This window comes from Pseudarthrobacter sp. NS4 (assembly GCF_024758005.1).
Lineage (GTDB): Bacteria > Actinomycetota > Actinomycetes > Actinomycetales > Micrococcaceae > Arthrobacter.
In genome coordinates this window covers 2082404-2102185 of record NZ_CP103288.1, presented here as the reverse complement: position 1 = coordinate 2102185, position 19782 = coordinate 2082404, and the positions used below count along the sequence as shown (strand labels likewise).

At 63.6% G+C, this 19782-nt stretch carries 15 protein-coding genes; 13 read left to right on the top strand and 2 right to left on the bottom strand.

All coding sequences use genetic code 11. From position 1 onward, the window contains the following. Positions 1-65: 65 nt before the first annotated feature. Positions 66-221: a hypothetical protein gene (locus NXY83_RS09840; protein WP_258805917.1), complete on the bottom strand. Its 156-nt coding sequence runs from the start codon at positions 219-221 to the stop codon at positions 66-68. A gap of 1126 nt (positions 222-1347) precedes the next feature. Here NXY83_RS09840 and NXY83_RS09835 point away from each other — a divergent pair. Next, positions 1348-2034, top strand: a complete 687-nt coding sequence (locus tag NXY83_RS09835) for a DUF2306 domain-containing protein (RefSeq protein WP_258805916.1) — start codon at positions 1348-1350, stop codon at positions 2032-2034. Between the two features lie 235 nt (positions 2035-2269). Here NXY83_RS09835 and NXY83_RS09830 read toward each other — a convergent pair whose 3' ends face one another. Then, positions 2270-3304: an AAA family ATPase gene (locus tag NXY83_RS09830; protein WP_258805915.1), complete on the bottom strand. Its 1035-nt coding sequence runs from the start codon at positions 3302-3304 to the stop codon at positions 2270-2272. Positions 3305-4071: 767 nt separating this feature from the next. On the opposite strand from NXY83_RS09830, the gene NXY83_RS09825 reads away from it, so the two are divergent. The 12 genes from NXY83_RS09825 to betT all read left to right on the top strand — a co-directional run bounded on the left by NXY83_RS09825 (position 4072) and on the right by betT (position 19655). Further along, entirely contained in the window at positions 4072-4686 is a 615-nt protein-coding gene (locus tag NXY83_RS09825; RefSeq protein ID WP_258805914.1) for an alpha/beta hydrolase, read from the top strand. Between the two features lie 89 nt (positions 4687-4775). Next, complete coding sequence (locus NXY83_RS09820; RefSeq protein WP_258805913.1) at positions 4776-6086, top strand: hypothetical protein; 1311 nt, start codon at positions 4776-4778, stop codon at positions 6084-6086. Beyond that, on the top strand, positions 6004-6771 hold the full coding sequence (locus tag NXY83_RS21060; protein ID WP_397427582.1) for a hypothetical protein: 768 nt from the start codon (positions 6004-6006) through the stop codon (positions 6769-6771). Before NXY83_RS09820 ends, NXY83_RS21060 begins: the two co-directional genes overlap by 83 nt. A 363-nt stretch (positions 6772-7134) precedes the next feature. After that, positions 7135-7713, top strand: a complete 579-nt coding sequence (locus tag NXY83_RS09810) for a recombinase family protein (RefSeq protein ID WP_258805911.1) — start codon at positions 7135-7137, stop codon at positions 7711-7713. 1388 nt (positions 7714-9101) lie between these two features. Beyond that, entirely contained in the window at positions 9102-10136 is a 1035-nt protein-coding gene (locus tag NXY83_RS09805; protein ID WP_258805910.1) for a serine hydrolase domain-containing protein, read from the top strand. A gap of 631 nt (positions 10137-10767) precedes the next feature. Continuing rightward, complete coding sequence (locus NXY83_RS09800) at positions 10768-11151, top strand: hypothetical protein (protein ID WP_258805909.1); 384 nt, start codon at positions 10768-10770, stop codon at positions 11149-11151. Continuing rightward, complete coding sequence (locus NXY83_RS09795) at positions 11139-11621, top strand: CPBP family intramembrane glutamic endopeptidase (protein WP_258805908.1); 483 nt, start codon at positions 11139-11141, stop codon at positions 11619-11621. The genes NXY83_RS09800 and NXY83_RS09795 overlap by 13 nt, the downstream gene beginning before the upstream one ends. Positions 11622-11804: 183 nt before the next feature. Further along, on the top strand, positions 11805-12500 hold the full coding sequence (locus NXY83_RS09790) for a hypothetical protein (RefSeq protein WP_258805907.1): 696 nt from the start codon (positions 11805-11807) through the stop codon (positions 12498-12500). Positions 12501-12845: 345 nt separating this feature from the next. Beyond that, complete coding sequence (locus NXY83_RS09785) at positions 12846-13472, top strand: TetR/AcrR family transcriptional regulator (RefSeq protein WP_258805905.1); 627 nt, start codon at positions 12846-12848, stop codon at positions 13470-13472. A gap of 360 nt (positions 13473-13832) precedes the next feature. Then, positions 13833-15329 carry an aldehyde dehydrogenase family protein gene (locus tag NXY83_RS09780; protein ID WP_258805904.1) on the top strand — a complete coding sequence of 499 codons (1497 nt, stop codon included), beginning with the start codon at positions 13833-13835 and terminating at the stop codon, positions 15327-15329. Further along, positions 15330-16970 carry a GMC family oxidoreductase gene (locus NXY83_RS09775; RefSeq protein WP_258805903.1) on the top strand — a complete coding sequence of 547 codons (1641 nt, stop codon included), beginning with the start codon at positions 15330-15332 and terminating at the stop codon, positions 16968-16970. 552 nt (positions 16971-17522) lie between these two features. After that, entirely contained in the window at positions 17523-19655 is a 2133-nt protein-coding gene (betT, locus tag NXY83_RS09770; RefSeq protein ID WP_258805902.1) for a choline BCCT transporter BetT, read from the top strand. Positions 19656-19782: the final 127 nt, after the last annotated feature.

Here is a 19782-nt window from a genome sequence, read left to right as displayed (position 1 = left end):
CACTAAAGAGGAAAAGACTTCAAAACAGGAAAATAGTCGTCGCCAGAGGATTCCTCGACGAGGACCTAGTTCGAGGTTCCAGCCTCCACGTCTACCGTGGGAAAGAAGGCATGGGAATTCAGTGGACCTGGGCGGTCACCGAGCATCGCCCAACCCACGATAATCGCGACCACGATGACTACCAGCAGCAGGGCCGCGATAAGAATTGCGCGAGGTTTCATGTCGGGAAGCCTAATTCCATGTAGGGCACGAAGTGCACCCTATGGGGTTCGGACACGGGGACCCAGCCGTCCGAACTAGATCAGTACCTCGCCGGCTCGTGCCTACTAAGGGATGACGGTGGCTTTTTCCACGGACAAGAGTCTGGCGTAGTTCAGACACATACTCAGGCTTTCGTTCCCAGGAACCCAGGAGCCATCCAGGGACACCGAACTTCCCACCGACAGGGAGGATTTATCGGGCAGAACCAATGATTCGCCATGGAAGCTAGTTCCTTCAGGAAAAATCAGCGTCCAGCCGTAACCGTCATCTGCAAGCATGGTGATACACCCGGCTCCGTCCTTCTCCAAGATTCCCGTTAGTTGCTGTTCTACTTTCGGAGCGGAAGACAGGCCGGCATGCACTATTGCCTTGCTGCCTCCGTCGCTTAGAAGCAGCTCGGTGGGTAACTCCTGGTGAATTGAAGGTGTAGCCGAGGAAGCGGTGGCCGAGCCCTCCGTTGGCGTTGCCTCACATGCCACTGAGGAGAGAGCGATAGCTGTTACGGCTCCAAGTGAAAAGTGGTGCTTCATATCTGTCCCCAATCAGATTTTTGGTCCGTTGCCCCAGCCTAAAGTCGCTTAGTGGTGTGGGCCCTGGCTCATTGTGACTGAGACCGAATTGATATCGGCACCTCTAATCCTCTTCGCTGCAGGAACCTCCCGATAGAGGTTGCGCTTGCCGTCCTGTTCCGGCAGCCCGGCGGCGGCGGGGAGGTTCTCCGGCCCGTCGGACTGCCCGGATGACCCGCAAGGATGACCGCCATGCCGGCAAGCGCCCACGCCAGATGGCGCTGCGGGACGGGCCGGCCGTTCGATGTTCACGCGAACCGGTGCCCCGGCTCGAAGTGCGGCCTTCGCGCCAGCGACCGATGCTCTGACACCGCGGATCATGAGGGGCAGGAAAGCCGCGTAAGCGCCGAGAACCAACACTGAGATGATCGCTGGGACCCAACTGGCATTGCTGAGCAGGAACGTCAGCAGACCGAGGCTGATCACCAAATAATTCTTCGATACCTCCTACTCGCACATCTTCCATGAGTCAACGCGGGACATTGACACTGGAAGTACATGGTGCGAGGATCCGCTCGTGACGCAGAGGGTGCCGACCGCGAATCAGAGGCTCGCGCGTCGTACCGCGGTGGCGATCGGCGTGCTGGTCACCGTCGTGATGGTGTTCGCGGCGATCCGTATGACGATCGACTGGCCGAACATCGTCGCTGGGACCACACCGAGCGATGACGACTTCGCCGAGCGGTACGTCGCACACCCCTGGCTGGCCTACCTTCATATCGCGCCGGGCGTCGTCTACCTCCTGGCAGCGCCGTTGCAACTGTCGCGGCGGTTCCGTACCCGCCACTACCACCTGCACCGGCGGCTCGGGCGGGTACTGCTCACCTGCGCGCTTATCTCCGGGCTGTTCGCCCTCCTCTTCGGCGTTCCCCACGCCTGGGGAGGCGCACCAGAAGCCGTCGCGACGGTGGTGTTCGGCTGCTGGTTTCTGACCTGCCTCGTACTCGCGTTCCGGGCGATCCGGCATGATGCCGTCCGGCAGCATCGGCGCTGGATGATTCGCGCGTTCACCGTCGGTGTCGCCGTCGGCACCATCAGGATCTGGGTTGGGATCTTCGAGGGCGTCGAGCAAGCAATCTCCCACGGGACGACGCCGGGTACCCCGGACCCCACGATGTTCGGCGTCGCTTTCTGGCTGGCGTTCACCATGCACGTGGCTCTCGGCGAGTGGTGGTTGCGCCGAACTCCCGCCCTGACCGGCTGACTAGCCCATTCGCCAATGGAAGAACACATCGGTCGTCATGGCTTTAAAGCACGTGGCCTGGGACCGGAACCAGTGGGTAGCGGTGCCGGCCCTTTTGAACTGCTCCCCGAAAGTTGGACTGAAAACTCAGTTCTAACTTACGGGGAGCAGTTTCATGTTCAAGGGCAGTTCGTTGTCTGAGGAGCAGCGCTCGGGGGCGGGACGGGCCTTCGCCTGACAGCCGCCGCAGATCCGGTCAGCCCAGCCAGCGCCACCAGCGTGACTGCTCCGGTGCCGGCGTCGGTTCCGGCTCCGGCTCCTCGCCCAAGGCCAACGCGGCCTCGACGATGTCGTCCGCGGTGAGCGTCATGACGGCCTCACGATCGAGCGCGTCGAGACTTTGTTCCTGGTCGAGCGACAACCGCAGCGCCTGGCGGTTGAGCGCCTGCTCGAACAGCGTGCGGGCGAACCGTGCGTTGCCGGAGTCCTCGCCCGCGTGGAGCCCGGTGAGGATGCGGCGCAGCATCTGGTCCGCACCCGGCTCCAGCGTGTACTCGTGCTGGGCCAGCATCTGGTGGAAGATCGTCTGGAGTGCGTCGACGGAGTAGTCGGGGAACGTGATCTCGCGGGCGAACCGGGAGCGCAGTCCGGGATTCGAGAGCAAGAAGGACTCCATCAGCCGCGGGTACCCGGCCACGATCACGACCAGGCGGTGGCGGTGGTCCTCCATCCGCTTGAGCAGGACCTCGATCGCCTCGGGGCCGAAGTCCGTCCGGCCGTCTTCCGGGGCCAGCGCGTAGGCCTCGTCGATGAACAGGACGCCGTCCAGCGCACGCCGGATCACGCGGTCCGTCTTGATGGCGGTCGCGCCCACGTACTGCCCCACCAGGCCCGAACGGTCGACCTCGACCAGGTGGCCTTTCTGCAGCAGACCGACCGCCCGGTACATCTCGGCCAGGAGCCGCGCCACGGTGGTCTTGCCCGTGCCCGGGTTCCCGAGGAACACCAGATGCTGTGACGTGGCCACCTCGGGCAGGCCGTGCGTCTTCCGGCGGGCCTGAACCTGGAGCAGTGCGACGAGGGCCCGCACCTGTTCCTTCACGGTCTCCAGTCCGACCAGCGCGTCGAGCTCGGCCTGCACCTCGGACAGCGGCCGGGCCGGCCCGGGCCTCGCACCGATGAGATCGCCGACCAGGTCGTCGACGCGCTCCGAACCGGGCAGCTTGAGCTGATCGGCCAGATGGCCGATGGTTTCGCGCAGGTCGTCGAGCGGATTGCGGCTGGCAGCCATGCATCCACTGTAGTACTCGATTCCCGACCGCGGTGGGTTGACTACGGCACCAAGGATGAGGCAGAAGCCTTGGCACTGCGCTCCTGATTTATGGACTCACTTTCCGGTCGGTGTTGCGACGCTCACGAGAAAGCTGTCTGTCCCCATTGGGTATAACCCGGGCCTGTCGTACCCTCCCCCACCATTGGAAGCTGCGGCTCATGAGGTATCGGTAACTCGTGGAGTAGGTTTTGAACGAATAGCTCTCCGAAATCGACAAGATCTGCGGCTCTTGCAATCGCGCGCCTCTTGGACCCACGCTGAGTACAGGGGGGGCAACAAACAGGGTCGAACGTCGATTAGGTTCCGAAGTCCCCGACTAACCTGTCGCGCTAGGAGACCTCGCCCCAGGCCGTGCCTGTCGGACGGCCGCCGGCGTGGCGCCATCCGATAGGCAAAGCCCAGGGCTTGATCCCCGGAAGCGTCGGCATTGATAAGCAGAGGGATCGTGCCGTGTGCGGCGCGAACCGCTCTGCGATCATAGGACGGTGGCGAAAAAGTTGACGGTGCCATGGATCATGCCGCTCGCGACCGTGTTCGTCGTCGTCGGGCTCCTGATTGGCATGACGTGGTTCTTCCAACGCTCGCTCATTTATTTTCCCGACCGCGGTCAGCCACCCCCGGCCGCCGAGCTGTTGCCCGGAGCCCAGGAAGTCACGCTCACGACGAGTGACGGCCTCGAGCTCGGTGCCTGGTACTTGCCTGCCGCAGACGGCTGCCGCGCGACCGTGCTCGTCGCACCGGGCAACGGCGGCAACCGGGCTTACCGGGCAGGGCTGGGACGAGCGATCAGTGAGCTCGGGTTCGGCGTGCTGCTCTTCGACTATCGCGGTTACGCGGCGAATCCCGGGTACCCGTCCGAGGGCGGTCTCGCGCGCGATGTCCGCGCCGCTCGCGAGTTCCTGACAGGTGCGGCAGGAGTACCGGCGGGCTCGCTCGTCTATTTCGGGGAGAGCATCGGTGCCGGGGTGGTTACTGAGCTCACTACCGAGCACCCTCCAGCCGCGATGCTGCTGCGCTCACCTTTTACCTCGCTCGCCGACGTCGGCCGGGCCGCCTACGGCGTGCCGGTGGGCTGGATGCTTCGCGATCACTACCCGGTACGCGAGAACGTAGTGCGAGCGGACATCCCGATCGCCGTGGTCTACGGGAGCGGGGACACCATCGTGCCCGCACAGCAGAGCCGGGACGTGGCCCAGGCGGCCCGGAACGCCGGAAACTACGTCATCGAGGTGGAGGTAGCGGCGGCGAATCACAACGATGCAGCGCTGGCGCTGGGTCCCGAACTCGTCGGTGCCCTCGTCGACGTCGCTGGCCGCAGCGGGGCGACCGGGTGCCAGTGACGGCTTAGGACAAGTAAACGTACAGTCCATCAACTATCCCCCGCTGTTCCTGAAGCGCTGACCGGGACCCCGCAGCAGCCTGAAGGTCGTTGCCTGAGGAAGATGGGGTGGTGCTCCGCCTGGTGCCGCCGGTGCCGCACCCCACCCTGCGCACCCTCGGCGCACCGGTCTCCGTGGCACGCCGTGCCCGCCGGTTCAATCCTGCCAGCTGGACCCAGGACAGCAGGTTCGCCACGTTCCTGGAGAACGTCCGGCGGCTCGCAGGGCAGGACCCGGCGTCCTTGTCATGGCGAGGAGTCGTTGGGCTCTCGGAGGACGCCTTCGCCACGATGCGCGGGATCACCGAACTGCGGATCTCCTACCTGCCGGGAGCCTTCGTGCCGCAGCTGAAGCTGCGCCTGATGCTCATCCTCCTGGGCAAGAGGGCCCTTGGCCCGGCACTCATCGCAGGCGCGGAAACCCGCACCAGCCAGGCCAACCGCGCCTTGGAGGAGCTGGCAGATCGGGTCCGGTCCCACGCCGGCCTGGCGAGGGCCTTCACCGCGCTGGCACCGGGCAAACTGCTGTCCCGTTTGGAGCACGACCCGGAATTCAAGGAGTTCCACGCACGTTTCCAGTCCTTCCTGGCCGAGTACGGGCACCGCGAAACCGTCAGCATAGTTCTGAGCAGCTCACCGACCTGGCGTGATGCCCCGGAGGTGGTTCTCGGGCTGATCACATCCATGTTGGGCGAGCGGCCCCCGGCCGCGGACCAGACCGGCCAGGCACTGGCGGAACTGAAGCGTCATCCCGCCCTGCGGATCGCGGCCGTGCGCCGGCACATGCTGTCCGCCGTCGACGCCGCCAAGACCGGGGTGGGCTTCCGTGAGGACAGCCATTTTTACGCCACCATGCTGCTGCCGCCGCTGCGCCGCGCACTGTCGGAGCTGGGCCGCCGGCTGTGCGACGGCGGGGTGCTGGCGGACCCAGCCGATGTAAATCACCTGCGCTTTGAAGAGCTGGCGGGAATGGACGACGGCGGCGCGCTGTCGGCCGCAGAACGGGAAGGCTACCGCCGTCTGGCGTTGGCCAGGGCCGCCAAGCGCCGGGAACTGGAGGGTATTCCGTTGATGGATACGGCCTCGTTGTTCGCTAACGGACGCCGGAGCCCGGGCGCCCTGGTTTCCGGCATGCCGGCCAGCCGCGGCCAGGTCACAGGAACGGTAAGGATCATCCGCGGACCGGACGAATTCGGGTTGCTCAGCAGCGGCGAGATCCTTGTCTGCCCCTATACCAATCCATCCTGGACTCCCCTGTTCCAGCGCGCAAGCCGCCGTCGTGGTGGACGCCGGCGGTATTGCCTCCCATGCCGCCATCGTCGCCCGCGAGTACGGGATTCGTCGGATTCTCCTGGTGGCTGATGGCTCGGTATGGATACCGCTCGGCGCTGGTCGCCGTCGGCGCAGGGGAGCTGGCGCTGGGGGCCACCATCCATCTAGTGGAGAACCTGATCGTAATCGGCCTCTACGACGGCATCATCCGGCCGATGGCTACTTTGGGCGGGTTGGACAGTCCCGCCGGCGACGCACTCTGGGCCGTGGCCTCATCCGCGTCGGTGCTCGCCTTCGGTGTGCTGGGGCTCGCTGCGCTTATGGCAGGAATGGGTTTCCTGCGCGACTTGGGCGAACCCTCATGGTTCGCCTATTGGGGCATGTTCACCGGCGTGCTCGGATTCGCTGCCGCCTCGTCCGGGATCTTCGCTGGCCTGAGCTTCCTGGCCGCACCATTCAACCTGAGCATGCTCGCTTGGCTCATCGTGCTCGGCCTTCGGGCGGTGCGCAGCTCAACCTAATCCGCCGGTACCACTCCCACAACTGGCAGATCGCTTTTGGATCGCGGCAGCAGCCCTCCTGCTCGCAGCCGCAGGATGGTCCTCGATTCATGGCTGCTGCTCTGACTTTTGAAAATGGATCGTCTCCGGATGGGCCAGATCTTGAATGCTCCAAATGTCCCGTATGTGGTTCCGAAACTCCCGCCACGATCGCTTGTCACACAGACAACTTTTGGTACGGATTTACTGTTTCTGCCCGCCCTTGGCGGGGTTAGGTAGCCCCTCCCGATGACAACGGAAGCAGGAACCGGTTTAATTTCCCGTAGCAGGAAGCTAATAATTCCACCCAGAAAAGGGCGGCAGCAGCCGGGCCGGCGACGAAAACGGGAGCCCTCCGCGAACAGGGTTCATCCTCTGTCGTCGTCGGCCCTTAGACAGCCCATCGGGCCTCGCCTTTTCATCGGCAATTTTCTGGACGCCGTCAGGTTTTTCAACTCTCCCGGGGGTTCGACGCAACTTCCACGTCGCTTGTCCCACATCCGGGAGCCCAACTAGAGCCTGAAAATGACGCCCGAGGCGGATGCTTCAGGCCTGACGGCTGGAATTTACGAGCCCGACCGCCGATCGCTCGACCTTTGATGAGCTATGGGAGTAGTGGATACGCCAGGGTCGGCACTGCTGACCAGAACGCGGACCTGCAGCATGCAGCATTGAAGGCTGCAGGTTGCCACCGGATCTTCACTGGCCATGGTGTGAGTGGAGCGAGGGCGAGTCGGCCCGAGCTGGACACGATGCTCGATCACCTGCGGGACGGAGACGAGGTTGTTGTCTGGAAGCTGGACCGCTTGGGGCGCAATACCCGCAACCTGTTGGCCCTCATCGATGATTTGGAACGCCGGGGTGTGCATTTCCTCAGCGTCACGGAAGGAATCAGCACAACGGGGTCGATGGGCAGGGCCATGCTCACCGTCATGTCGGCATTCGCCCAGCTCGAGCGCGATCAGCTGGCCGAACGGACCAGGGCAGGCATGGCCGCGGCGGCCGAACATGGGCGGAAAGCCGGGCGGCGGGAAGTCACCGCCGAACATGCGAGGGTCAGACACGCCAGCGACCTGAAAGCTCAAGGCCTTACCCCGGCCGACATCGGGAAGATCATCGGTGCCAGCCGGGCCACGGTGTACCGCTACCTGCGCATGGAAAGCAGCCAGCTGGTTTGACTAGGGCCAATGCGCCGCTTTTCGATGCCCTGGGCTAGTAGCCGCCTCCGCCGCCGTCGCTGGGGCTTGCGTTGCGATAGGGCCCGCCTTCCCGGTAAACCCTGCCCCGCTGGGACTGGAACTTCCCCCTGTGAGCGGGTGGCTTCCCTTTCGCCCTCCTGTCTTGGCGGACGCTTCTCCAGGCGACACCAACCGCAAGTGCAATCGGCACCGCCAGGAAGGCCAAGGCAATGAAAGTGTCCATATGCGAATCGATCCCCCGCAGTATCGGCATGATACTTATCTGATATCTGGATGCTAGTACGCATAGTTGAGTAGCGACGCACCGCGCCGCCAAAGGAGAAGCGGGTCGTATCTGAAGCGCGTCGCCCCTAATCCGGAATTCGTGCTGATGTACCGGGAAGGGCATCCCAACATCAAAGATCGCCGCACTTGAAAGAGTCGCGGAAACCAATCTGCTCGACGTCAATAAGAAGCTCGGTAAGTAGACGGCACGCTAATGGACCCCCTGCGGGCTGCCGGGTGACAAATAGCGCTGCGAAAAGACCGCCATTTATCGCTGCGAGTCACACACTCGGCCGCTAACCTCTCCCAGGCTCAGCACGTGTCCTGAAAAGCTTTTGGTTTTCAAGACACTCTTCGTAGTACTTCTGCTGACCCTATGTCCCTTGCCAATTGGGGACGAGCACGTCCATCTTGGCCGAGCAACAGCCAAAACCCTTACCCCTGTCACCAGAAGGGGTGCGAGCCTATACTCGTGATACCGGAAATCACTGCAACGCAGGGACGGGTCGTGCGGGAAGGTCGCGATCAGCCGTGGTCAGTCATCCATTTAGGAATAGCCACCGTGCAAAAGATGCTGAGGGAAAGCCGGGTGTTCACCGCGCATCTTGGCTTAAACGCGAGGACGCTGCTATAACCCAGGGCCACAGCAGCCTCTTCTTCCTGGCACACGATACTCCTCCCCCTCCATCGGCTACCTGCCTTCAGGGTCACGACCTTTTGCCAGGAGAAACCACCTGCAGCCACGGTCATCCGGCCGGTTGACCTTCATGGGAGCGGGCGCGCTGGTCCCTTTTTCGGAGTTCCAGGCCTAAGCGGGTGGCCTCTGCGGTCCGCAGCCCGCTTGCTTGGCGGACAACTCTTGAGTTGAAGTAATGGGACTAACCCGCCGGGGACCCCGTGACCGGGGCGGCGTAATTGCGGCCGCCCGGTCAGCTCTTTTGTCATCATCATCTGGCGGCGTCATGAAAACGTCCTTTAGGCCCCTTCTTAGCGCATTGGCTGCAACGGCGCTGGCACTGGGCGCGTGCACCTACTCAGAGCGGACTCCCGCCCCCGCATCCCTTGGCAGCGCGCCACCCCCCACCAGGTCAATCGATAACACCATGCGCACTTTTGTAGATCAGGGCTCCGTTGCCGTGGTGGCGGAAGTCAGGTGGCCGGGAGGAACATGGTCCCGCGCCTACGGCGTACGGAACCTGGAGTCCAAGGACGCAGCGACACCGAGTGACCAGGTATTCGTCGCCAGTATCACGAAGTCCATGACCGCCGTCTCGGTCATGAAGCTGGTGGAAGACGGCCTCATCGGTCTGGACGATCCGGTGAACGGGATCCTGAATAGTTTCACCACTGTCCTCAAGCCGCCTGGCCCCATTACCGTCCGACAGTTGCTGGGACATACATCGGGCATGCGCTCCTTCCAAGAGGTGACCGAGAAAACCGCCGCCGACGTCCCACGGGTTGTGACAGAAGACATCACAACCCAACGCGCCCTGGAACTGACAGCCCAACTGCCGTGGGAGGCCCGGGACGTGGGCTATTTCCGCTACTCCGATTCCAACTACATGGCGCTCGGCCAGCTTGTGGAGAAACTGCGGGGGCGGCCGTATACCGCGGTACTTCGGGAGGACGTCATTGATCGGCTCAAACTAAAGGACACGTCCGTTGATCAGTCGGCAGCTGCCAAACCTGGCGTAATCCGCGGCTACATCACCTACCGCGACGAACGCCTCGATGTCACCGAAGCGCCAGGCGTTCTCGGGTCGCCTGCCTACGGAGCGATTTCCACCATGTCCGATATCAACGACTTCTACGCAGCCCTGTTCCGCGGAGACCTGGTGTCCAAAGACTCACTCCAGGAAATGACTAAGACCGAGGCCGTCCCGCTGTACGGCCTCGGACTTTGGAAGTGGAACCAAGGCTGCGACGATGACCACCGATTCGGCGGCACGGGCGGGTTCTGGACCTACCGCACAGCATCGGTCGCAAGCACCGATGGCCAGTACCAAGCAACCATGACCCTGATCCCACCCCCAATGCCCACACCCCTTGAAGATCCGGAATCGGATGACAAGTTCAACCTGTGGGATGACCAGATGGCTTCCGCCCTGCAAGAGACCCTGGACAGGCTCTGCCCGTAAACCGCGAGTCCCCTTGAATCACTTCTACCTATCGGGAATCTCCGCACCGGTGCCCCCTTTTCCGAGAAGACCCTGGCGTGCGACTTCCATGAACGAGTTGAAGAAGTTCGCGGCGTACGAAACTGATGCCCGCCCCAGCAGATGAAACCGGTTTTCCTGATTATCACAATGCGACACCACGCCGACTGAATTCCCTCGGTGCCGAATACAGCGGTCCCAGGTGATGCCCTTCCCGCCACTGCAATAGAAGGGGGTCGGTGGCTGCCAGCTCGCGTGGCAACCGCTGTAGCGGGCCTCCCAATCCCTAGGAGGCAGGATGCGAGCTGGCCGTCAGCACCCTTTAGGCAGGCGACTTCGGACCAAAAGTAGTTCAGCCGGCGGTCGTCCGGAGGGAGCCTCAGCCCGACTTACGGCAGCGCTTAGCCCCACTGCATTCTTGAGCCGTTCTGGTTGCTTCCACCTCAACGGGCGGGCACTATGAGAGGCGACCGGGGGACGAGCAACCACAGATCGGGTCTTGGAACCAGTCCGAAGGAGACCAGTCTAATGGCCACTCAATTCCCTCCACGCCGCCGGCCTCCTGGTGCTCAGAAGGAGACAGGACGCCTGGGCCGGCATGCTCCGCCGCTGGATGACTAAGCATGGGTTACTCACGTACACCGTAATCGCCTACCTTATTAGTTGGCCTCTGCTGACCAGGGGATTCTTCGGGACCGAGGCGGGCGTTCTGGACCCTGAAGGAGCCCTGGTGGGCGTGATGAACCTGGTCGCCGCCGCAGGGCCGCTGATTGCCGCCGTGGTGGTCCTTGCCCTAACCAGGGGGCGGCGTGGCCTGACCGGGCTGGGGCGGAGCCTCGTCCGGTGGCGGGTCCATCCCCTGTGGTACGCGTTCGTCTTTCTTGCTGTCCCGTTTCTCGGTGTCGGCGCGACCTGGTCTTCCACCCCGGGGCGACGGCCGCAGCCCTGGGGCAGAACTGGTCGCTGCTCTACACTCAATTGCCGTTGGGCATTCTGAGCATTTCCTTCTTCACCGGACTGGCCGAGGAACCCGGATGGCGCGGGTACGCCCAGCCCACCGCCAACCGGCGTTACCCACCCCTGCTGGCCGCACTGGTCGTATCGGTGATCTGGGCGCTCTGGCACCTTCCGAACGCCCTGTTCGTGCAAAACCTGCCCGAGACCCTCACCCACCTGCTGGCCACAGTGGTCAACGGCTTCGTCCTGGCCTGGGCCTACAACTCCACCAGCGGCAGTGTCTTCATCGTGATGCTTCTTCACGGCGCCCAGAACGCCACAGGGGGCCTCATCGTTCTCCTGTTCAACGGTTCCACCGACGGGCCGACAGTCACCATGTACTACCTGATCTCGGCGCTGGCATTCGGTGTGCTTATGACAGTCGTTGCAGTCCTAACCCGCGGACAGCTGGGCCTCTCCCCCGCAGCTAATACGATCCCGGCTCAAGCAGAGCCTCGCGACCACGCCTGAGATCCTATCGACGAAGTTCTTCATAATGCCGCGACCCGGTCTGTGTTCTGTGAACGCATGGTCTTGAGGGAAGTATCTGCCTCTCAGGCGCCAGCAAAGCACCCAACCCTTCTGACGGTCCATCGCCCGCTCCAATCTCGACAGGCGCGGTAAGTAGATATGACCTGTGAGTAGGGTTGAGCCGTGAATCCTACTGATCACCGTCAGCCGGGGACGTTCACGGCGGTGTCCGTCATGGTCATCGCAATGACGCTCCTTGTCACTGGGCTGGCCCGGATGCCAGCTATACAGCTGCTGCCCGGCTACGTTGCTGCCTACCTCCTGATTAGTGTCTGCATCTTCGGCCCCGTCGGGAGAATGCCGTCCCCGCGCCAGGCCGTAGCTTTCCTGACGCCCGGGATGCTGCTCGTGATACTGGCGTTCCTGGACCTCGGCTTCTGGTGTGGAGGCTGGCTCCTTGGGCTCCCGGCGTGGGGACTCCTGCTCAGCCGATGGACTCCAAAGAATAAGCTCCCAGTAGTCCGAGTCCTGAAGTTTCTGGTGCTGCTGGTTCTGGGCTTGGCGATCTTCATGCTGAACGGGTTCATAGGCATCTTCTTCGTTTTCAGCATCGGCGCGATTTTCCTGCTTCCGCTGGTTCCGGTTCGCCTTGCCTACCCTGACTTCCGTGCTCATCTCCTGCAGACGAGTGTGGAGGTCCTCCTGTCTTTGGCAGCCGTCGTGCTGGCCCTCCTACTGCCCAACCCTGAAGGGTCGTGGTCTTCACCGCTCGGCCAGACCGGCGGAGCCGCTGCCGCAGGACTGATAATCGCCTTCTGGGCACGAGGCATACCCCGCCGCTCCGCGAGGCTCCGCATCAATGACGGGGTCCTGTTGTAGCCGTCAGCATCCCGTAGAGCGTTCCACTCGAAGGATAGGGGGCAGCAAGCTTCCGCCCTTTGGCCGGTGGTTCGTCAGGAATGAGCCCAGCTGCATGCCAACATCTCCCGGCGTCCAGAAGGAGACTTGCCGTTGACCTTTGGTCGTGCCAACGTGAAGCATCCAACTGGCGCCTTGTTCCAAAGCCGCGAGGTGTGGTTCGCATACAGGAGCATTCAGCAAGGGAAGCAACCACTCCAAAATGCATGCCCAGTATTGACACGCAGAGGCAGCATTGCCGGACCGCGGCCTTCCTCCAATTGGTTGCGAGATGCACTCATCGGCGATTCACAATAGTCTGGCCAAGTGGGTACAAGCACCGTTAGATCCGGCGAACAGATTGACAGGCAGTCGCGCATTCTCGAAGCGGCGATGGATCTGCTGTCGCGCCACGGCATCGCAGGTGTCAACATGCGCGCCGTGGCACGCGAAGCCGGTGTAGCACTGGGGCTCGTCAACTACTACTACGAAGACAAGTCCTGCTTGATCCGTGCGGCCTTGCATCGAATCGACGAGCACGACCTTATGCTGGTCGAGCCCGACCCCGATTCGCCTCCGGACGAACAGCTGCGCAAGGCTCTCCGGCGCGTTGCGGGCGCGGAACTCCTGACCACACGATATTTGTCTCTGCGTCTGCACCTTTGGGCTCTGGCCCAGGCCAGTGAAGACTTTGCACAGATTAATGCGGAGGCGTTCGAGCGGTATCTCGATGGTCTCGCGACGCTGATAGGGAATGCCAATCCCGGGCTCTCCCGCGATGAGTGCAGGGAACGGGCAGCGGACATCGTCGTCGTCCAGAATGGCATGTGGCTCACCGCACTCCTCGGCGTGGACAAGGCATCAATCCAGAGAAACATCGCCCACACGGAGCACATTGCGTTCGCCCCTTCGCGAAAAAACGGGCGCGCACTGGGCGAAGCCCAGGAGTCCTAGACACTCCCTCATCCAGCGGAAGCGGCTTTGCGCCCGTTGTTGAACATTTGTTCAGATTTGCCCTTGAACGTTTGTTCAATATGGACTAATCTGCATTGTATGACCTACGCCACAGAGTTCACTTCGAGGACGTCGACGCGGGCTCCTGCGGGCGGCGGAAAGTCCTAGGGGACCGGAGCATCCTCCGCCAGGACAGCCCCGAACCAACCGCGTGCCCCCCCCCTGCACGACATGCCTCAAGCATCAGCACCGTGGCGCCCCTGCAGCAGGTCGGCAAATCGTCCCGCCGCCGCGGCGGATCGGGAGCCAACCACAAGACCGTCGCCGTACTACTAATCCCCGCACCACCCAAGGAGAACCATGACGGATACCGCATCCACCCTGTTCATCAACGGCTCGTGGGAGCCGGCCGCGTCCAGCGCGGTGCGTGAAATTCGCAACCCGGCCGACGGCGAACTGGTCGCCACCGTGTCCGAGGCCGGGCGGGAAGACGCCGAGCGCGCCATCGCTGCGGCCCGTGCAGCCTTCGACTCCGGCGTCTGGTCCTCGGTCCCGGCCCCTGAGCGCGGCGCGTTCCTGCTCAGGGTCGCCGCGGAACTGCGCGGCCACCGCGAGAAATTCGCCCGCGCCGAATCGCTGGACACCGGAAAAAGGATCATCGAAAGCCGGATAGACATAGACGACATCGCTGCCTGTTTCGAATATTTCGGAAGGCTGGCAGGTCAACAGTCGGGCCGCGTGGTAGACCCCGGGGACCCCGCCGTCGTTAGCAGGATTGTCTACGAGCCGGTGGGTGTCTGCGGCCTCATCACGCCCTGGAACTACCCCCTGCTTCAAGCCGCGTGGAAGATCGCGCCCGCATTGGCCGCCGGTTGCACCTTCGTCCTTAAGCCCTCCGAGCTGACCCCGTCCACCGCGATCCTGACCATGCAGCTGCTGCAGGACCTCGGCCTTCCAGACGGCGTCGCGAACCTCGTGACCGGCGCCGGCGCGGAGGCGGGGGCACCGCTCTCTGAACACCCCGACGTCGACCTGGTCTCTTTCACGGGCGGGTTGGAGACCGGCAAGCGTATTGCCGCGGCTGCTGCCGCCACCGTGAAGAAGGTGGCGCTGGAGCTCGGCGGCAAGAACCCCAACGTGGTATTCGCCGACGCGGACTTCGACGCCGCCGTCGACAATGCGCTGAACGGGGCGTTTGTGCACTCCGGGCAGGTCTGCTCCGCCGGGGCGCGGCTGGTGGTCGAGGAATCGATCGCCGAGCGCTTCGTCGATGAACTGGTCCGCCGCGCTCAGGACATCCGCATCGGCGGCCCGTTCGATGAAGCTGCCGAAACCGGACCGCTGATTTCCGCGGCCCACCGGGAAAAGGTTCACACCTACGTCCAGCGCGGAGTGGAGGAGGGCGCACGGCTGCGGTGCGGTGGCGCGGCGCCTGAAGGAAAGCGGTACGACGCCGGTTTCTACTACCAGCCAACCGTCCTGGACCGCGTGCAGAAGGGGATGTCCGTCGTCGTGGATGAGGCCTTCGGCCCGGTAGTGACCGTTGAGACCTTCCGCACTGAGGATGAAGCGGTCGCGACCGCCAACGACACCATCTACGGGCTGGCCGGGGCGGTTTGGACCCAGGACGCCGGCAAGGCGCAGCGTGTGGCGGGCCGGTTGCGGCACGGCACCGTCTGGATCAACGACTACCACCCCTACCTCCCGCAGGCCGAGTGGGGCGGCTTCGGCCAGTCCGGCGTCGGCCGCGAGCTCGGCCCGACCGGCCTGGCCGAATACCAGGAGTCCAAGCACATTTACCAGAACACCAACCCGCAGGTAACGGGCTGGTTCACTGACCACGGCAAGGAGAACTAGATGCACATCGACAACGTCGAGAACCTCAACGACCGCGGGTTCGACTACATCGTCATCGGCGGCGGATCCGCCGGAGCCGCAGTCGCCGCAAGGCTGAGTGAGGACCCGGCCGTGTCCGTGGCGCTGGTGGAGGCCGGCCCGGACGACCGCGGGGTACCCGAAGTACTGCAGCTTGACCGCTGGATGGAGCTGCTGGAATCCGGCTACGACTGGGACTACCCGATCGAACCGCAGGAGAACGGCAACTCCTTCATGCGCCACTCCCGTGCCAAGGTCATGGGTGGCTGCTCCAGCCACAACTCCTGCATCGCCTTCTGGGCGCCGCGCGAAGACCTGGACGAGTGGGAGTCCAAGTACGGCGCCACCGGCTGGAACGCTGAGGCCGCCTGGCCGCTGTACCAGCGGCTGGAGACCAACGACGACGCCGGCCCCGACGCGCCGCACCACGGCGATTCAGGACCCGTGCACCTGATGAACGTGCCCCCGGCGGACCCCACCGGCGTCGCACTCCTGGATGCCTGCGAACAGGCCGGGATTCCCCGGGCGAAGTTCAACGCCGGCACCACGGTGATCAATGGCGCGAACTTTTTCCAGATCAACCGCCGCGCGGACGGCACCCGCTCCTCCAGCTCGGTCTCCTACATTCACCCGATCATCGAGCGCGGGAACTTCACACTGCTGACCGGCCTGCGTGCCCGCCAACTGGTGTTCGACGCGGACAAGCGGTGCACGGGCGTCGATGTCGTGGATTCAGCGTTCGGCCGGACTCACCGGCTCTCCGCGCGTTGCGAGGTCGTCCTTTCCACCGGTGCCATCGACTCGCCCAAGCTGCTTATGCTCTCCGGCATCGGCCCCGCCGCGCACCTCGCCGGGCACGGTATCGAGGTCCTGGTCGACTCCCCCGGCGTCGGCGAGCACCTCCAGGACCACCCCGAAGGCGTCGTGCAGTTCGAGGCCAGGCAGCCGATGGTGCAGACTTCCACGCAGTGGTGGGAGATCGGCATCTTTACGCCCACCGAGGAAGGCCTGGATCGCCCGGACCTGATGATGCACTACGGCTCGGTCCCGTTCGACATGAACACCCTGCGGTACGGCTACCCGACCACGGAGAACGGCTTCAGCCTCACCCCGAATGTCACGCATGCCCGCTCTCGCGGCACCGTCCGGCTGCGCAGCCGGGACTTCCGCGACAAGCCGATGGTGGATCCGAGGTACTTCACTGATCCGGAGGGCCACGACATGCGCGTCATGGTCGCCGGCATCCGCAAGGCCCGTGAAATTGCCGCCCAGCCGGCCATGGCCGAATGGACCGGCCGGGAGCTCTCACCCGGCATCGAAGCGCAGACCGACGAGGAACTGCAGGACTACATCCGCAAGACGCACAACACCGTCTACCACCCAGTCGGCACCGTCCGGATGGGCCCGGCCCACGATGAGATGTCACCACTCGACCCCGAGCTTCGGGTCAAGGGCGTCACCGGCCTCCGCGTCGCCGATGCCTCAGTCATGCCTGAGCACGTTACGGTCAACCCCAACATCACCGTCATGATGATCGGCGAACGCTGCGCGGACCTCATTCGCGCCAGTCGAACAGGCGAAACAACGACGGCGGAGGCGGAGCTCAGCGCGGCCCTGGCCTGACCCGCAGCGCGCCCACAGCGGGCTCCGGAGCCGGTGAGCCGAACCCGGTGGAGGGGTGCCTCATGCCCCCTCCACCGGGTTTTTCCGCATCAGCTCGGCTCTACCGCGCGAAGGGGATTATTCTTGAACATTGGTTACTCAGAAGTCTTGAACACTTGTTCAATGTGAACTAATCTCCTCATATGACCTACGCCACATCCAGCGGAGTCGCCTGGGCTCCTCTCACGGGAGAACCGGCGTAGGCACAGCCAGACTAGGCAAAAACACTTGGGGGAAACGGCCGGGGGCCCACAATCGCTGCCCTGCCGTTGATTTCACCCGCGTCCAATGGCGGTCACGGGTAATCACCATCGTGCTTTCTGACTTAGGAGTCCAGATATTGGAACGCAACAAGAGTATTTATTCAAGCCGCATGGACGAGTTCGGCTGCGTTGACAGCCCACGACGAATGTCCTCGGTTGCCACTAACTGCATGGACCGGGCCTTGCCCCGCACCATTTCCGCCCGCACGGAACACCGCCATGGTGTGCGGTGCACAATGAGAGGGACGATATGAGTCAGATAGCCGACGCTCCGCCCGTAACAGTTACTGGAGGCGGTGACACGACCCCCGCGGCTCGAACCCGCGTGAATTGGACCGTCTTCATCGGATCGGCCACCGGGATCCTCGCGATCGCCCTCTGGGCCATCAGTGACGCCGTAGGCGCCGAGGCCCTGATCGGGTCCATGGTCACCTGGGTATCCACCAACATGGGGTGGTACTACTTCCTGATCGTTACCGTCGTGGTGGTGTTCGTCCTGGTCCTCGCCCTGACCCGGGTGGGCAAGACGAAGCTCGGCCCGGACCATTCCAAGCCTCAGTTCAGCATGTTCACCTGGGCGTCGATGCTCTTCGCAGCGGGCATCGGCATTGACCTGATGTTCTTCTCGGTGTCCGAGCCGGTGACCCAGTACCTGGCTCCCCCGCAGGGTGATGGCAGCACCGTCGAGGCCGCCCGGCACGCCATGGTCCTCACCCTGTTCCACTACGGAATCACGGGCTGGGCCCTGTACGCACTTATGGGACTGGCCCTGGGCTACTTCGCCTACCGGCATAACCTGCCCCTGAGCATCCGCAGCGCTCTGTACCCCATCTTCGGCAAGAAAATCAACGGCCCGCTCGGCGACGGCGTGGACATCGCAGCCCTCCTCGGGACCATCTTCGGCATCGCCACCTCCCTGGGCATCGGCGTCGTGCAGCTTAACTACGGGCTCAGCCTCATGTTCGGCTTGCCCGAGAACGTCACCGTGCAGATCGGCCTGATAGTCGTAGCCGTTGTCATGGCCACCGCCTCCGTGCTCTCCGGCGTCGAAAAGGGAATCCGCCGGCTCGCCGAGCTGAACGTGATCCTCGCCCTCGCCCTCATGGTGTTCATCCTCCTGACGGGAAAGACCAGCTTCCTGCTGGACGGGATCGTCCAGAACACCGGCGACGTGCTCAGCCGGTTCCCGGCCATGACGCTGGACGCCTTCGCCTATGACCGGCCCGGTGACTGGCTGCAGGGCTGGACCCTCTTCTTCTGGGCATGGTGGATTGCCTGGGCTCCCTTCGTAGGGCTCTTCCTCGCGCGCATCTCCCGCGGCCGCACCATCCGACAGTTCGTGCTGGGCACCCTCATGGTCCCCTTCGCGTTCATCCTGGTCTTCATCTCGATCTTCGGCAACAGCGCCCTCGACATCGTGATGAACGGTAATGCTGCCTTCGGGGAGACCGCGATGGCCCAGCCGGAGCGGGCGTTCTACGGCCTCCTGGAGCAGTACCCCGCCGCGCCGCTGATCATCGGTGTGGCTACCTTCACCGGGCTGCTCTTCTACGTCACCTCCGCCGATTCAGGTGCCCTCGTCATGGCCAACTTCACGAGCCACCTGAAGGACGCCAATGCCGATGGACCCAAGTGGCTGCGCGTCTTCTGGGCCCTGGTGACCGGTCTCCTGACGCTCGCCATGCTGACCGTCGGCGGTGTGACAACGCTGCAGAACGCGACGATCATCATGGGTCTGCCGCTCTCGATCCTGCTGCTGTTCATCATGTTGGGCCTCTTCAAGGCCCTGCGCGTGGAGAACTCGCTGGCCGACAGCTACCGCGCGAGCCTGCCGGGAATCATCTCCGGCCACAGCGCGGACGGATCGTCGTCCCGCACGTGGCGGCAGCGCCTCAACCGGGCCATGACCTACCCGGGGCCGAAGCAGGCGAACGGCTTCGTGGACACCGTGGCGCTGCCCGCGTTGCAGGAGGTGTACGACGAGCTGAAGGCGCAGGACGCCAACGTGAGCCTGACGACGGGCATCGTTGAGACCTGCGGCATCCGCCACGTCGACCTGCTGGTGAGGCTCTGCGATGAGCGCCCGTTCAAGTACCAGATCTACCCGGTCCAGTACGACACCCCGTCCTATGCGCCGGGCAATGCCGCGCTCGAACCGAAGTACTACCGGATGGAGGTTTTCTCCCTCGAGGGGAGCCACAGCTATGACCTCGCCGGTTACAGCAAGGAGCAGGTCATCACCGATGTCCTGGACCACTACGAAACACACCTCGAATTCCTGCACCTGAACCGGGCGGTGCCCGGTACCACAGCCGTCACCGAGGACCAGGCGGCCAAGGACAACTGGGAATCCGACTTCGTGCACCAGGAGGAGGCAAAGTGACACGGCGTCTCCTCTGCGCAGAAGGGGGACGGCGGGAATGGAGTCACTCACCATCACCCCACTGAGCCCTGCTGTGTGGGCGCCATAGGCGCATAACTCGAGGGAGGCTGCCGTCGCTGAGACGGCA